The sequence below is a fragment of the Brevibacillus sp. SIMBA_040 genome (assembly GCF_046535075.1).
Lineage (GTDB): Bacteria > Bacillota > Bacilli > Brevibacillales > Brevibacillaceae > Brevibacillus.
The window spans coordinates 18559-34238 of the sequence record NZ_JAWRXI010000008.1; the positions used below are offsets into that span (position 1 = coordinate 18559).

Genomic DNA, 15680 nt, shown 5'->3' on the forward strand with positions numbered 1-15680 from the left:
AGCTAATGAAGTTTGGAACATGATGTCTAGGTACAATGAGCGCTACGTCTTTGTAACCGATCCCGAAAACACAGAGAATTTGATTGCCTACATTCGAAATACAGACATGATCCCGCTCCAGCATGATCGGGAGCAGATGAACAAAGCTGTTCGCGAGCTTCCCCTTCATACGAACCTATCGTTTGTTAAGCAGGAAGCGGACATGCTAGATTTTTTTCAATTATTCGGGGAAGAGGTCGTCGTTGTACAAAGCTCAGAGGGCAAACCAGAAGGCTATTTGCACCGCGAGGACATTCTTTACTCGCTATTAACCAATCAATCTGCGCACACAGACTGGATTCGCTCCTTGCTCAACTCTATACCGATGGGGATTATTATCGCCGATCTGGAAGGGAAGATTGAGGATTTCAGCTCGGAAGCACTTCGGATGGTCAGAGTCACCCCTGAGGAGCTGCGATTGCAACGGGTAGGAGAGCTGCTTGATCCTGATGTTTTTCTCAAGGTGATCGAACACGGGGAAACCGTATTGAACTATATCATCGTCAACGAGCGAATCGGCGTACTAGCGGATTTTTGTCCCATTCGCAATCAGCAGGGCGCCGTAACAGGAGCAACCATCGTACTTCAGGATTTGCCTTACATAGAGAAAATGGCGATGGAAATGGAGCACGTCAAAAATCTGAATACCGATCTTCAGGGAATCCTTTCGTCTATCTACGACGAGATTCTCGTTTTAGATGAGCATGGGATTTTGCTGCGCTACAGCGGGAATTTGATTAAAGATTTTTGGGAGATCAACAAAGAGCAATTAATTGGCCTTAACCTGATGGAGCTTGCGCACGAAGGTTTGTTTTTCTCTTCGATCGTCAGAATGGTACTTGAACGCAAGCGGAAGGTCTCTGTGACACAAGAAAGCCGATCAGGAAAAAATGTTCTGGCTGTAGGCAATCCGATCTTCGATGACAATGGAAAGCTGGAGCGGATCGTAATCGCCTTACGTGATATTACCGAAACCGTGTTGCTGAAGGAAGAGCTGCTCCAAGCGAAGAAAATGTCGGAAAAATACAAAAAAGAGCTGGAGCATCTTCGGGATCAGCAGCAATACTCTAAAAATCGGCAGTTGATTTATGCGAGCGAGCAGATGGAAAAAGTAATGAAATACATCCATAAAATCGCGAAAACCTCTTCGACGGTACTGCTTTCCGGTGAATCTGGCGTCGGAAAAGAAGTATTTGCCCGCACGATCTACGAATTGGGACCTCGCAACAACAATCCGTTCGTCAAAGTGAACTGTGGGGCGATTCCTGAGACACTGCTTGAAAGTGAATTATTCGGCTACGAAAAGGGCGCATTTACAGGGGCCAATGCGAACGGGAAGCCGGGGTATTTCCGGATGGCGCACAAAGGCGTGCTGTGTTTGGACGAGATCGGGGAGATGCCGCTGAATCTGCAGGTGAAGCTGCTGCGGGTCTTGCAGGAAAGGGAGATCATCCCGATTGGTGGTTCTGAGGTAGTTGAGGTCGATGTGCAGATTATCGCTGCCACGAACAAGAATCTCGAAAAAATGGTCGAGGAAGGCACGTTTCGTGAAGACCTGTACTATCGGTTAAATGTCATTCCTGTCGTAATCCCTCCACTGCGAGACCGTTCGGAGGATATCCCCCTAATTGGTCTGCACTTCCTGCAAACCTTTAATGATAAATACGACCGTTCCACGCAAATGTCCCAGGATGCTCTCGACCTGCTGGAATCTTATTCCTGGCCAGGCAATGTACGTGAGCTGCAAAATATTATCGAACGAATCGTAGTGACTGCCGATGAAGATTTAATTGAGGCCCATCATATTACTCCTCTATTGAAAAAGAGGAAGAAACAATTTTTTAAACAAAACATGAACAAGATTATGCCGCTAAAAGATGCGACGAGAGCGATAGAGGAGCAGCTCATCAAAATGGCTATGGACGAATTCAAGACAACCTCTATGGCAGCTAAGGTGCTAGGTGTGAGTCAATCGACGATAAGCCGCAAGTATCAGGAAATTCAAGAAAAGCTAAGTCGAGGTGAGCCGATTGGGTTTAAAGTATGACGTGATATCGCCATTTGCCGGTAAGATTGAACGCGTTTTATTTCGACCAGGCGACCGAGTCCAGGAAGGTGAAATCATCTTCACGCTGGTGGACGGACAAAAAAGCATCGATATTTTCTCTCCGGTCACTGGTTACATGGACGCAGTGGAGGTTGAACGGGGAGATCTTGTCATAGCCAGTATGATTCTGACATCGATCATCTTGAGCCACGATGAGACTCAAAAGCCGGAAGCAACTGAAGAATAACGAATTAGGGCAGCCATCTACTGGGGTGGCTGTTTTGCATGTGTTTGCGATTAGGGTGACAGTTCCGTTAAAATACGATTATAGATTATCCAAATTTTTGCTGTGTATTGCAACACGATTCGCACAAGTGAATTGGGCGCAAATGCCACAGCTTGATGGGTTTCCGTCACACGGATTAACCAGTTTCTTTGTGAAGCAGGATGATACGTTTGGACTGCTAGATCAAGCATACCATGTCCTGCATTTTGAGGATGTGAGCGATACAGGAGAGATCGATCCATTTCAGCCAGAAGATCCTGATTTGTACAGTCCGGTTCTAGGTGGTCCGTACAAACTGACTGGGAAGCTTGAGTCGAAGCTGATTCCTTATAAAAATTGCCTGTCAGAACATTTTCAACTGCCACCAGATCATGATGAGGTCGCCTACTCAAAATATTGGGATCTATCAGATGCAAGTGGATCACGGATCGGCGGGTATCCATACTTTACTCAAGACGACCCGAGAAGCGAAGATGCCATTCTCCTTTTGCAGCTTGACATGGAGGGCGATCACAAGGATTACTATGTTTCATGGGGAGACAGCGGCGTAGCGAATTTTTTCATTCGAAAGGAAGACTTACTGCGTTTGGACTTTTCCAATGTAGTTTACACGTGGGATTGTCTGTGAACGTACGTGAAACAAGATAGAGAACGGGGGAGAACCGATTGGAACTCATACAAAATATTCAAGAGCTGATTAAAGCCTCGCAAAAAATGCGAGTCAAGTACTTGTTTTTCTGGGGACATACGCAAAAAAGTCAAGGCACTATCGATAAATCCTGCTTCAGTCAATGGTATCCAGCCACCTTTTCAGAGGGAGATACGACGTACCTGACAGCGGAGCATTACATGATGGCAAAAAAGGCAGAGCTGTTTGGTGACCTCCTTGTCCGCGATGAGATTCTGAAGGTATCACATCCGAAACAGGCAAAGGAGCTGGGACGCAAAGTTCGCTCGTTTGATGGAGCTGTTTGGGACGAAAATAAGACACAGATCGTACAACAGGCAAATCTGTTGAAATTTCGCCAGCATCCGGAATTACGAGAGTTTCTGCTGGAAACGGGAGAGCGAATCATCGTAGAAGCCAGTCCATATGATCGCGTATGGGGGATTGGCATGGCCGGGGATCACCCACATGCTGAACAACCAGAGCGTTGGCGCGGAGAAAATCTGCTAGGTTTTGCTCTGATGGCAGTAAGAGAGCAGCTACGGTCAGAATAACAGGAGAAGGAGGGTGTCGGTCGTGCATTATTACGGACAATTTGAATCACGTGAGCTAATACAAGATATTTTATCCGGGAGACTTCATCCTTCTGAAGATCCATTGTGGCAGAAGTCCGGAGCAGCCGATCAGCAGGAATACGCGGAGTGGAGCTCTCATATTTGTGGGATGGCTTGTTTGAAAATGCTGCTGGCGCAGTGGAAGGATGTCATTATTCCCACAATCGAGCTCACAAAGCAATGCCTTGAATATGGAGGTTACACGATCAGCGAGGATGGCTCCATAAAAGGGCTGATTTATCGCCCTTTTGTCGCGTTTATCGCGGACCGGTTTGGTTTGCAAGCCGAGGTGAAGGAGCATATGCCGATCGAAGAAATATACCATTTACTAGGCCGGGGATATGTGTATCTCGCATCTGTCCATCCGAGTATCCGTACTCCTGAAGTAATTCCACCCAAACAAGGCGGGCATCTGGTGTACGTGTTTGATAAGAATGATCATCGCCAAGAAATCATTTTTCACAATCCTTCCGGAGACACCGCTCAAAGCCAGGAAAATGTTCATGCGACTCTCGATGTTTTTTCGCGCTTCTACGCCAAGCGGGGAATAATGATAAAAGTATCTTCATGATATTTTTAAAAAAAGGATTCCGATCAGAATGATTGCCTGTTCAGTAAATAAACTGGATGGGCTTTTTATGCGTTTAGTCCAATATGTATCCCTATAAAGGTAAAGAGAGTGTTTCATGTGTGTCAATGATATTTTTGTGAAAATTATAAATCTTGTGTCTTGAAATAGGTGGGTGAAAAAATATAATATTGGAATTAGAGCAAAAACTTCCGATATAAGTCTTCAGAGAAGTTTAGACTTCAAAGATGAATCATAAAAATCGTACATGCAAAATTTAGCAGGAAAAGAGGGATAGGGCTTGAGCGTACAAACCGCAGAAAGAGTCTATAAGCTACAAAGTCATGCACAAATCATCGATGGGCACTTTGATCTGCTATTGGATGTGGAGATTCAGAGATCCCGAGGTAGAAAACGAGTGATTGAGACAGACTATCTCCCTGCATTTGAGCGGGGCGGAGTCAAAACGATTGTAGCGGCGATTTTTGTAGACAGCGATTTTTTACCAGAAATGGGACTTCGCAAGGCATTGAATCAAATTAGTGCTTTGCACGAGGAAGTAAAAGAGTCGTCTGATAAAATCATGCTTTGTAAAACAATGGACGACCTCAACACCGCAAGAGAGCAAGGAAAGGTCGCCTTTATTTTGTCGTTGGAAGGTGCGGAACCGCTTTCAAATGATTTGAGCCTGTTACGTATCTTTTATGAGCTTGGTGTGAGACTCTTGGGCCTCGTGTGGAGCAGACGGAATTACGTCGGTGATGGCAGCTTTTTTTCTCCTGTTCGTGAGGGGAAAAAGGGAGGAATTACGGAATTCGGTGTTCGTTTGATTGAAGCAGCAGAAGAAATGGGGATGATCATTGACGTCAGTCACCTCAACGATGAAGGCTTCTGGGACGTAATGGAGATCGCTAAAAAGCCGGTGATCGCTTCTCATTCGAATTGCCGAAGTCTCGCAAATTCCATGCGCAATCTTACAGATGAGCAGATCAAAGCGCTCGCCACGAGAAATGGTGTTATCGGAATGAATGCCAATAACTTCTTTACGGCAGATAGTGATGAAGACGCAAATGTGCAAACGTTGCTGAATCACGTTGATTATATTGCAAAGCTGGTTGGGGTAGAGCATGTCGGTCTTGGACTTGATTTATGCGATGACTTTATGAAATACGTGTCCCCAGAGAGTTTGCAACACGCGCCTCGCAAGCCTTTCGACGTGGTTGCTGGGCATCGCTCGGTTCCCCAGCTGACAACAGGATTAGTGGAGCGTGGGTATACGGATGAACAAATCGAAGGGATTTTAGGTAAGAACTTCGAGCGTGTTTATCAGGAAGTTTGGAAGTAAAAGCAAATGCTTTCTAAATAAAAACAAAGTGATGGAGGAATCGATTCATGGCAAACGAAAAATGGATTACTGCCTATGAAGCATTTGTCGACAAAATGGTCGAGGAAGAGAAGGTCCCAGGTGCAGCAATTGGCCTTGCGAAAGACGGAGAGCTTGTTTATGGAAAAGGAGTAGGCTATCGCAACGCTAGTGAGCAGCTGGAAGTGACACTGGATACCGTTTTCGGAATCGGGTCGATCACCAAATCGTTCACATGTATGGCGATCATGCAACTGCAGGAAGCAGGGAAGCTGTCCGTCCATGATCCGGTTGTTAAGTATCTCCCTGAATTTCGTCTAAAAGTGGGCGATGTGGTTGAACAAATGACCATTCATCAATTGATGACCCACTCGACTGGTATGCCACCTATGTCTACATTGGGTGCAGCACTGAAGCGAAGTATTGAGCTTGATCCTGAGTATGAGATCAATGAGCAGGATAAATACAGCCTTGCTAAGATCGTTCCTGTCGATACGTACGCGGAAATGTTTGATTATATGGCTGAGCAGGACTTTGAATTACTGGGTACGCCGGGCACCGAATTCAGCTATTCAAACGAATCCTATGCCATGCTTGGCGTGATTATCGAACGCCTCAGTGGCAAAACGTACGAAGCCTATATGAAAGAACATATTTTGGTTCCTGCTGGAATGAATGACAGTGCATTCTTGCTGGAGGATCTGGATGAGTCAGCGACAATTACCTCCATTTATGCTGCAAAAACCAAGGACGGAGAAAAAGAAGTGTTCCTCTCTGACAACTGGTGGGATGCACCTGCCATGCGCGCGGCCGGATTTCTCAAGTCGACTGTTCGGGATATGTTGAAATACGCGGATATTTATCGTACGGGAGGTCTTGCCGGCAGCGCACGGATTTTGACCGAAGACAGTGTTAAGCAAATGGTAACGCCTTTTATCCAATGCGAACAGGGATGCTACTATGGCTATGGTCTTATGATTGTCCCCGATTATCACGGCACTGTTTTGGTTGAGCACGGCGGCAGCATCAAGGGGGTACAAGCACAAATGCATGTGATTCCAGAAGAAGGCATCACAGGTATCCTCCTCACCAATCTCGTTGCCTCACCTGCTACGGCACTGATGAACGGAGCACTCAATGCTTTTGCGGATCGCGCAGTTGACGCATCTCATATGCCTGAAGCCGATCACGAGGTTCCCGCTGATCGCGTGGAAGAATTCACAGGCGAATATCATTCCAATGAGGGTGCAAAGCTCACGATTATCCAGGAAGACGGAGAATTCAAGCTCGTAACTGAGGATAACCAATCATTGCTGATGAAACCAATTGGCGAAGACCTCTTTTTAGTCAAGCGCAGAGGATCGGCAGCAACTATTCGCTATATTCGTGACAATAATAACAACGTGATTCGCATCAGCTTTGGCTTCCGCCAAATTCCGAAAGCCGCAAAGCCGCAGCCTGTATAATTCGGGTCACAAGTCACGTAACCAACAACTGTTGATAAAAAGGGAGCGATGAGAAATGAGAACAGTAACTGCAGAAGACATTTACAAGTTCCAATGGCCGAGTAAGCCTACAATCTCACCAGATGGTCAGCATGTTGTATATGAGAAAACGGTCGTTCGAAAAAAGACAGATGATTATGAAACACAGCTTTGGCTGGCCGATGCACAAGGGCAAACACGTCATGTGCTTACTTCTACGGGTACACGCAATATCTTTCCCGTGTGGTCGCCCGATGGCAGGACGATCGCCTTTCTTTCCAACCGAGCTTTTGGGATGCAGCTCTGGCTACTTTCACTAGATGGTGGTGAAGCACGTCAAGTAACTCGTTTTCGTCATGGGATCAGCTCGCTTGTTTGGGCACCAGATGGTAAGACCGTCTATGGAATTGTCCCGGTTGCGCAAGGGGCAAGTGTAGAGGTTTACGATACCGAGGTGACAGCCAAAGAAGCGAATGAGCGCATCGATCAAGAAAACAAGCAGTGGGTGAACGGCCCAAAACGCTTTGATCGACTGTACTACAAGCTGGACGCTGCTGGCTTGCAAAAGGCTTTTGTACGTCAAATTGTTGCCGTCGATACCGAAACAGGTGAACATGCTCAGATCACTGACGGTCCTTACGATATTTTTGAACCGGCTGTTTCGCCAACCGGAAAGCATATCGCTTTTATAGCCAATCCAAACCAGAATGAGCAGCAAGCTTTTGGTGGAAACATTTATCGGGTCGCGATTGATGGAGGGGACGTGGAGCTGCTCTACAGTGGACTTCGAGTCTCGTATCTCTCATACGCACCAGATGCAAAAAAACTGGCTTTTGTCGCAAATAATATCGACCACAGAGAGATGTTTGTCCTACCAGCTGGTGGGGGAGAGCCGATCGGTCTAAACAAAGACTTCCCCGATACTCTGACTGATCTCGCTTTTACAGATATGCGCAGTTTGAGGTACACGCCAGTGCCCCAGTGGTCCGAAGACAGCCGCTATGTCTATGCATTGAGTACCCGTCAAGGAAAAAACGATATTGTCCGTTTTTCCACAGAGGGTGATAACTCACCAGCCGTTACGGTTATTGGTGGCGAACGCACCATTTTTCATTTTTCCTTTGATGGGAAAGGGACAGCTGCAATCGCTTACTCAACTGTACAGCATCCAGGAAAAGCAGCTGTGGTAAAGCTTTCACAGGCAGAAGAAGTGGTAAGAAAATCCAGATCGCCGAAGGAAGCATTCTCGACTGAATATGAAGCGCTATTTCCTGAAAATGAAGTGCGTCTGGATAATTGCAATGATGAGCTGTTGACCGAGCTGCAGGTCTCCCTCCCGGAAGCATTTTCATATACTTCCGAGGATGGCTGGCAAATTCAAGGGTTTGTGCTGAAGCCGGCAAACTATGTGGAAGGAAACAAGTATCCAGTACTGTTAGATATTCATGGCGGTCCACATTCCATGTTCGGATATACGTACTTCCACCAGATGCAACTGTTTGCTGCAAAAGGCTACGCGGTCGTTTATACGAATCCGCGCGGTAGCTCAGGATTTGGTGCTGAGTTTACGCATGCGGTCCACGGTGACTACGGCGGAAAAGATATGGCGGACATTTTGAACGGACTTGACGAAGCATCGCGCAGATACGATTTCATTGACAAAGATAGAGTAGCAATAAATGGGCTCAGCTATGGTGGCTTCATGGTAAACTGGCTCGTGACTCATACCGATCGGTTCTTTGCAGCTGTCTCAGAAGGATGCATTTCCAATTGGGTATCGATGTACGGAACGAGTGACATCGGACCAGATTTTATGGAAGTGGAGTTCCTCGGCAAGACGGATATGGAATCGCTTTGGAAATTCTCGCCTTTGGCCTATGTGCAAAATGTAAAAACACCGCTACTGCTGCTTCATTCTGATGATGATCTGCGCTGCCCATTAGAGCAGGCTGAGCAGTTTTACACATATATTAAAAAGCAGGGCGGGGAAGTAGAGCTGCTGCGTATGCCGAATTCCAGCCATGGCCTTTTGCAAATCGGAAATCCTTCGCTGCGACAGGCGCGTTTGGAAGCGATGGTCGATTTCGTCCAAGCTCATTTGCCTGCCCACAAAGAGGAGCCATCGCTTGCTTAAGGGTAAGAAGAAAGGGAGGGAACCACTATGAGTTTAGAGCAAAAATTGTTAGAAATCGCACAAGGAGCTTCCGGAACGTTTGGTGTAACCGTCAAGCATTTGCAGACGGGAGAAGCGGCGAGTATCAATGGCAATGAATTGTTTCAATTAGCCAGTACATTCAAAATTCCTATACTTGCTGCCCTTTTTAGAGATGTGGAGGCAGGAAAGCTGTCTCTGGATGATCGTTTTAAGGTTAGTGAGGAAGATCTGGTCCCGGGTTCAGGCGTTTTGCAGGAGCTTCATTTGGGAGTGGAGGTTACAGTCAAGGATCTCGCTATGCTTATGATTATTGTCAGTGACAACCTCGCTACCGATAGACTTCTCAAGCTGGTAGGGACACAGCAGGTGACTGCCTACATGCGAGAGCTGGGATTGGAGAACACCCATATTCACCACAGCTGCTGGGATCTGCTCAGCTTATGTGTGGGGATGGACCCTCAAGCCTACTCGCGTGAAGCTCTGAGTAACATCCTTGCCTGGAAGTTTGATCCAACTAGTCTTGTTTTCCAAGCTGACCCGCGAAACAACGCTGCTACCCCAGAAGATATGGCTACGCTTGTGGAGCTGATCGCAAAAAAACAAATCATATCCGAGCAGGCATGCGATGGAATGCTGGATATTTTATTCCGTCAGCAGTTTAACAGCCGACTGCCTTACATGCTCCCTGCCAAGACCAAGGTTGCACATAAAACGGGGACTCTAAGCGATGTAGTCAACGATGTCGGGGTCATCTATTTACCTGAAGACAAAGGGTCATTCGCTATTTCGGTCTTATCAAAGAACAACCCGACGATGGAAGAGGGAGAAAGAACAATTGGGCGATTGGCCAGAGCGGCATACGATCATTTCGTAGGCGCCTAGCAGAAGAGTGTACAACTAAAAGGATTGTCATAAGTGAATTCTTCAAGGAAGCTTCTCTTGGGTGAGAAAGCTTCCTTTTTATTTCAGCGAGTAGCATAATTTCTCTTGAACCTCAAGTTACTTGAGGTTTTATAATTGGTTAGGAGGTGTTGCAGTGTGCACGCAAATGCCGGGAACAGATTAGGCACCATACACTATCAAAAGGTTGATTTAGCAGCCAAGGACGAAAAGTTCTCCATAGGACAAGTGGCGAAAATCACAGGATCTTCTGTACCCACTGTTCGTTATTACGACGAAATCGGCCTGCTTACACCTGCAGAGATCAGTTCTGGAGGTCATCGTCTGTATACAGCAGAGGAAATATGGCGCTTGAAACTGATTCTTACCTTGCGCTATCTAAACTTTGGCATTGATGAGATTCAGAAAATGATATCCGGGGATATACCTGTTGATGTGGCGATAGAATGGCAAATGGAAGCTTTGGACATCCAAATCCGTACTCTTGCCCGTATGAAATCCGTATTGCTGCAGACCAAGCAGAATAAGGGTGCTACGGATTCTCTGAGTTATATGTACGAGCTGGTTGAATCTATTTCGGCGAATACATTGGAGAGGGAAAAGTTTATTTTGGAAAAAGTGTTCTTGTCCGTTTTTCCTGAACATTTTCCGTTCGAATGGCGAGAGATTTTTTTGCTAGGAGCCAAAGTATCTACTTTGTTGGAAGGCAAGCTTTCGGCAGCACAAATGGCTGCAATAGATGAGCTGGAGGAAATGTTTAATGATCCACAGATTGTACAGGAGATGAGAAGCGATTTTCTATCATTCCTGGAAGTAGTTCATTTACCTAGAATCAGTGTTGAGGCGTGGAGCGCCAGGCTACTTAACAACCATAAGCAGTTGTTGAAGGCAATGGAGCAACATGCAACTCCTGACAGTCCTGTTGTACAGGAGAACATTCAAGAGTATGTCTTGTTGTTTGCCGATGTAGACGAGCTTCCCGTCTCGGATTCATTTTTCCGTCGGTTTACTGAAAAGATACTGTCTATTCAGTCAGAAAATATTGAGCGTTTCAGAAGGATTTGCTCTATCTTGTACCCGAGTATGCAACCGTATGTGAATACAAATGAATTATTCTACGAGGCCATAAAGTGGAGGCTTGAGCAAATGGATAAAGAATAGATGTACGCCTTGTCCTACATTTTTTAGGAAGCGTTAACATTTTCGGTGTTTGGCTTATGAGGGGGTGGAATCGTCTGTCATCATCGGCAGTACTTTCAAACAGAAAAGGGAAGTAGGGGACAACAGTCATATGAAGAAAAACAAGCGAAAAATGTGCAGTGTCGTTTTGGGTGGATTTGTCTCTCTAAGTATGTTCCTTGTAGCTGGTTGCACCCAAACAACTGCGCCAGCTGAGCCTCAAGAGACTGCCAAACCAAAGCCCGGCGGAACCATTACAGTCGCATATGCTTATGAACCGGATACGTTAGATACCCGCATGTCTGTTGGATCTGCTGTGGTCTACACATGGCCGCTCGGTGGTTCCCTGCTATATAAGGATCCTGCAACAAACGAATACAAGCCTTCTCTGGCAAGTGACTATAAAATATCAGAGGATGGCAAAACATGGACCTTCACCATTCGTTCCGGGATAACCTTTCACGATGGGACACCTCTGACGGCAAAAAGTTTTAAGGAAACCTTCGAGCGTGCTCTCAATCCGCAGACAAAGGCAAAGACAACCGCTGAAATACATGCTCCAATAAAAAGGGTGACGGCGCCAGACGATCAGACTCTCGTATTAGAGCTACATGAACCCACTACTGCCTTTCTCGAAACGTTAGCAAGTTATTTCTCGCAGCCGTTATCGTTAAAAGCGCTTGAAAAGGCTGGAGAGGATTATGGGAGAAATCCAGTGGGAGTAGGACCCTGGAAGTTTGAGAGTTGGAAAACGGGCGAAGGTGTCACCTATGTTCGAAATGAAGCTTTTCAGTGGGGTGAGCCCTATTATGAAAATCAAGGTCCTCCAAGAGCCGATAAGCTAATCATAAAAGGGATTGCTGACAGCCAACTTAGGATGTCAGCACTGGAAAGTGGTGCCATTGATGTAGCAACCGAAGTACCTGTCAAAGAAGTGAAGAATTATCGAAGCAATCCGAAATATCAAGTTATGGAGCGTTTACGCCCTGGTGTAGGTTTGTTGCTAGAGATGAATCTATCAAGACCGGAGTTTCAGAATATTCAGGTGCGAAAAGCATTAAATATGCTCGTCAATAAAGAAGCCATTATCCAAGCTGTTTTGCAGGGAGAAGGGGAAGTATCCCATACGCCGTTATCTCCATCTACATTTGGGTATGACAAATCCTTAGAGAAGTACGGCTACGAATATAATGTGAATGAAGCAAAGAAATTGTTGGACGATGCTGGTTGGAAACTAAATGGAAGTGGAGTGAGAGAGAAGGACGGAAAAACGCTTAGCCTGAACATGCTGATTATTGCAGATGATGACAAACAAGCTCAATTGCTTCAAGCCATGCTGGGAGAGGCTGGTATCAAAATTTTGATTCAGAAGCTAGATATGGCAGGGTACATGCAAGAAGTAATCAAAGGAAATTTTGATGTAACACTGATTTCTGGCGAGTATGATGACCCTGATATTTTAACCTTTTATTTTCATTCCGATGGTGCCTTCAACGTGTCTGGTGTAAAAGATGACCAACTGGATGCCCTCCTTTTGAAAGGGCGTACAACCTTACAGACTGATGCCAGAAAGCAAGTGTATATGGATGTCCAAAAACACTTGATTGAGCAAGCGTATGTTGTCCCTATTTATAACGACAAGTCCTTTGCTGTGATCAATTCTCGAGTAAAAGGCGTGAAGTGGACTTCTGTCTTGCCTACCTATAATGACAGCTGGATCGCGGACTAACAAGCATTTGTAAAGGATAATGAAGGAGAAAAGAACATGCAAACGAACAGCTGGGCGAATTCTTTTGAACAGTATGCTCAAAAATGGATAACAGAAGGTCAAGTTCCTGGAGTTAGTATTGGACTCGCAAAAGCTGGCCAGCTTTTCTATGAAAACGGATTTGGCTTTCGTGATGTGCAGCGGCAGTTAGGCGTTACAATCGATACGGTATTTGGGATTGCATCTATAACGAAGTCTTTTACTTGTGTGGCGATTATGCAATTACAGGAAGCAGGCAAGTTATCCGTTCATGACCCTGTAGTCAAATACTTGCCTGAATTCCGTCTGAAAAATCTGGATGTTGGGAAAATCACGATCCATCATTTTATGACGAATACGAGTGGCGTTCCCCCATTGCCAACCTTTTTTGCAAGTGTGATGCGAAGTATGGAAGAGAACGAGATAGACGACCATCCGTTTCTGCAAACCGAGGCAGCTGTTCCGGTACCAATCGATACCTACGAAGAGCTGATGAGTACTATTTCTACCTTAGATTTAGAGCTTTTAGGACCTCCAGGTACTCAGTTCAGTTATTCCAATGATTGCTACGCCTTACTGGGAGCGATCATTAACCGTGTCAGCGGAATGTCGTATGAGATGTACGTCAAGGAACATATCATCGATCCGCTTGGAATGGAGCACACCGGCTTTTTTCTGGATGAGCTGGTTGGATATGAGAATATTACCAAGCTGTATATCATGCGAGACAGAGGCGATCACAAAGAAGTGATCTCATCTCCAAATTGGTGGGATACGCCCGCTTCCCTGGCGGCAGGAGCCATCAAATCAACCGTGCGAGATATGCTGCGATATTCGAACATGTTCTGCCAGGGAGGGCTTACGGCTGGGGGAAAACAGATCCTGACACGTGAAAGTGTAGAACAAATGATGACCCCGTATGTTCCGACTGATATGATACCTGGTCAGTTTTACGGCTACGGTTTGGTCATCACTCCTGACTACTACGGAAAAAAGCTGGTTGAACATAGTGGTGGCTTGAAAGGGATTACCGCGCAAATGTGTTTCTTTCCTGAAACAGGACTGGCCGGAGTGGCACTGTCCAATATAGAATTGTCGCCGGTTTTGGCGATTATGTCGGGTGCGCTAAATTGTTTGGAAAACCGCCCACCTGAATCCTCTCATTTGGATGGCAAAAATTATACCGTTTCTGTGGAGGATATGCCTCAATTCGTGGGCGATTATCAATCTAGTGAATTTGGAACCGTGCCGATTAGATTAGAAAATGGTCAACTAATGCTTTCTTTTTTGGGACAAAGCTACGTGATGAGAGCATTTGCTGAAGATCTTTTTGTAGTCCGAGCTTTTGGAACAGATTGCTCTGCACGGTTTATCAGAGCGGGAAATCATGAGATTGTTCGAATGGCTTTTGCTGGGAGACAGTTTTCAAAGGATGGTACAAAATCGAGTGGGGGAACGAAAAATGACACAGCGTGCCAAAGCAAGTGATGTAAGATGCCGCCAGCTAGATGAACTTTTTTCTACGTTTGCCGAGCAAAGCAATTGGAGTGGCAACATTTTGATTTTGGAGGAAGGCAACACTTTATATCAAAATTCCATAGGCATGGCCAATCTTGAAACGGCTGAAAAATTGTCACCGGATTCAGTATTTGAACTCGCATCGGTTTCCAAGGCGTTTACAGCAATGGGCATCATGATTCTGCAAGAGCAAGGAAAGCTTGACTACACAGATAAAGTGGACAAATTCTTTCCAGATTTTCCGTATGCCAATATTACTGTAGAGAATCTCCTTGTGCACACATCCGGGTTGCCTGATTATATGGAGTTATTTTCTAAACATTGGGATAAAGCGAAAATTGCTACGAATCAAGACATACTCGATCAGCTAATAGAGCATCGACCCGACGTCTTGTTCAGCCCCAGTGAAAGGTATGAGTATAGCAATACGGGCTATGCTTTATTGGCTTCGATCATAGAACATGTAGCGGAGACGCGATTTGCCGATTTTTTGCAGCAACAGATTTTTCAACCATTAGATATGCAGCATACGAAAGTGTACAACCGAAGACATTCTCCTGAGTCGATCCAGCATTACGCCTATGGCTACGTTTCTTCTGCTCAATCTGAAGGCTTTGTACTACCGGATGAATCAAGTGATCACGATTTTGTCATTTATCTGGATGGCATTCAGGGAGATGGCGCGGTCAGTTCAACACTGGATGACTTGCGTAAATGGGACAGAGCTCTTTACACAGAAAAGCTGGTAAAGAAAGAAACACGAGAGAGAGCTTTTTCCGCAGTGCAGCTTGCCGATAACAGTATGTCTGATTATGGTTTTGGCTGGCGGCTGCGTGAAGATCAGGTGACAGGAAAAGTCGTGCATCACGGCGGAAGCTGGCCAGGGTATCGAAGCTGGCTCCGACGATATGTTCAAACAGATAAAACGATTATTTATCTCACAAATGTGGAGCAGGAACGTGAGTGGACGGAAAAAGCTCTGGAAGCAATCGAGAATATTGTATTTGAACGACCGTATATCATTCCTTAGCCATTAGCAGATAGGTTCAACTTGGGAGGTGCACATATTGTTACAAAATAAAGAGTCTGGTAGTAAAGTTAACCATAGCCATG

Annotated in this window: 13 protein-coding genes; all 13 read left to right on the forward strand. The window is 45.7% G+C overall.

The window, feature by feature from the left end; translation table 11 throughout:
* Window positions 1-19 precede the first annotated feature (19 nt).
* Window positions 20-2086: a sigma 54-interacting transcriptional regulator gene (locus SB752_RS14635; protein ID WP_410716362.1), complete on the forward strand. Its 2067-nt coding sequence runs from the start codon at window positions 20-22 to the stop codon at window positions 2084-2086.
* Window positions 2070-2333 carry a biotin/lipoyl-containing protein gene (locus SB752_RS14640; RefSeq protein WP_376907653.1) on the forward strand — a complete coding sequence of 88 codons (264 nt, stop codon included), beginning with the start codon at window positions 2070-2072 and terminating at the stop codon, window positions 2331-2333. The genes SB752_RS14635 and SB752_RS14640 overlap by 17 nt, the downstream gene beginning before the upstream one ends.
* Before the next feature lie 40 nt (window positions 2334-2373).
* The gene (locus SB752_RS14645; protein WP_410716363.1) at window positions 2374-3000 is read left to right on the forward strand and encodes a YwqG family protein; all 627 of its coding nucleotides are present in this window, start codon (window positions 2374-2376) and stop codon (window positions 2998-3000) included.
* A 38-nt stretch (window positions 3001-3038) separates the two neighbouring features.
* On the forward strand, window positions 3039-3593 hold the full coding sequence (gene ybiA / locus SB752_RS14650) for a riboflavin biosynthesis intermediates N-glycosidase (RefSeq protein WP_410716364.1): 555 nt from the start codon (window positions 3039-3041) through the stop codon (window positions 3591-3593).
* 22 nt (window positions 3594-3615) lie between these two features.
* On the forward strand, window positions 3616-4224 hold the full coding sequence (locus SB752_RS14655; RefSeq protein WP_410716365.1) for a hypothetical protein: 609 nt from the start codon (window positions 3616-3618) through the stop codon (window positions 4222-4224).
* Window positions 4225-4522: 298 nt separating this feature from the next.
* Window positions 4523-5566: a dipeptidase gene (locus SB752_RS14660; RefSeq protein ID WP_410716366.1), complete on the forward strand. Its 1044-nt coding sequence runs from the start codon at window positions 4523-4525 to the stop codon at window positions 5564-5566.
* A 47-nt stretch (window positions 5567-5613) separates the two neighbouring features.
* Complete coding sequence (locus SB752_RS14665; protein ID WP_410716367.1) at window positions 5614-7050, forward strand: serine hydrolase domain-containing protein; 1437 nt, start codon at window positions 5614-5616, stop codon at window positions 7048-7050.
* A gap of 55 nt (window positions 7051-7105) precedes the next feature.
* Complete coding sequence (locus tag SB752_RS14670; RefSeq protein ID WP_410716368.1) at window positions 7106-9202, forward strand: S9 family peptidase; 2097 nt, start codon at window positions 7106-7108, stop codon at window positions 9200-9202.
* A gap of 27 nt (window positions 9203-9229) precedes the next feature.
* The gene (locus SB752_RS14675) at window positions 9230-10105 is read left to right on the forward strand and encodes a serine hydrolase (RefSeq protein WP_410716369.1); all 876 of its coding nucleotides are present in this window, start codon (window positions 9230-9232) and stop codon (window positions 10103-10105) included.
* A gap of 156 nt (window positions 10106-10261) precedes the next feature.
* Complete coding sequence (locus SB752_RS14680) at window positions 10262-11284, forward strand: MerR family transcriptional regulator (RefSeq protein WP_410716370.1); 1023 nt, start codon at window positions 10262-10264, stop codon at window positions 11282-11284.
* A gap of 130 nt (window positions 11285-11414) precedes the next feature.
* Window positions 11415-13031: an ABC transporter substrate-binding protein gene (locus SB752_RS14685; protein WP_410716371.1), complete on the forward strand. Its 1617-nt coding sequence runs from the start codon at window positions 11415-11417 to the stop codon at window positions 13029-13031.
* A 36-nt stretch (window positions 13032-13067) separates the two neighbouring features.
* Window positions 13068-14537, forward strand: coding sequence for a serine hydrolase domain-containing protein (locus SB752_RS14690; protein WP_410716372.1), 1470 nt, complete (start codon window positions 13068-13070; stop codon window positions 14535-14537).
* Window positions 14512-15597: a serine hydrolase domain-containing protein gene (locus tag SB752_RS14695; protein WP_410716373.1), complete on the forward strand. Its 1086-nt coding sequence runs from the start codon at window positions 14512-14514 to the stop codon at window positions 15595-15597. The genes SB752_RS14690 and SB752_RS14695 overlap by 26 nt, the downstream gene beginning before the upstream one ends.
* Window positions 15598-15680: the final 83 nt, after the last annotated feature.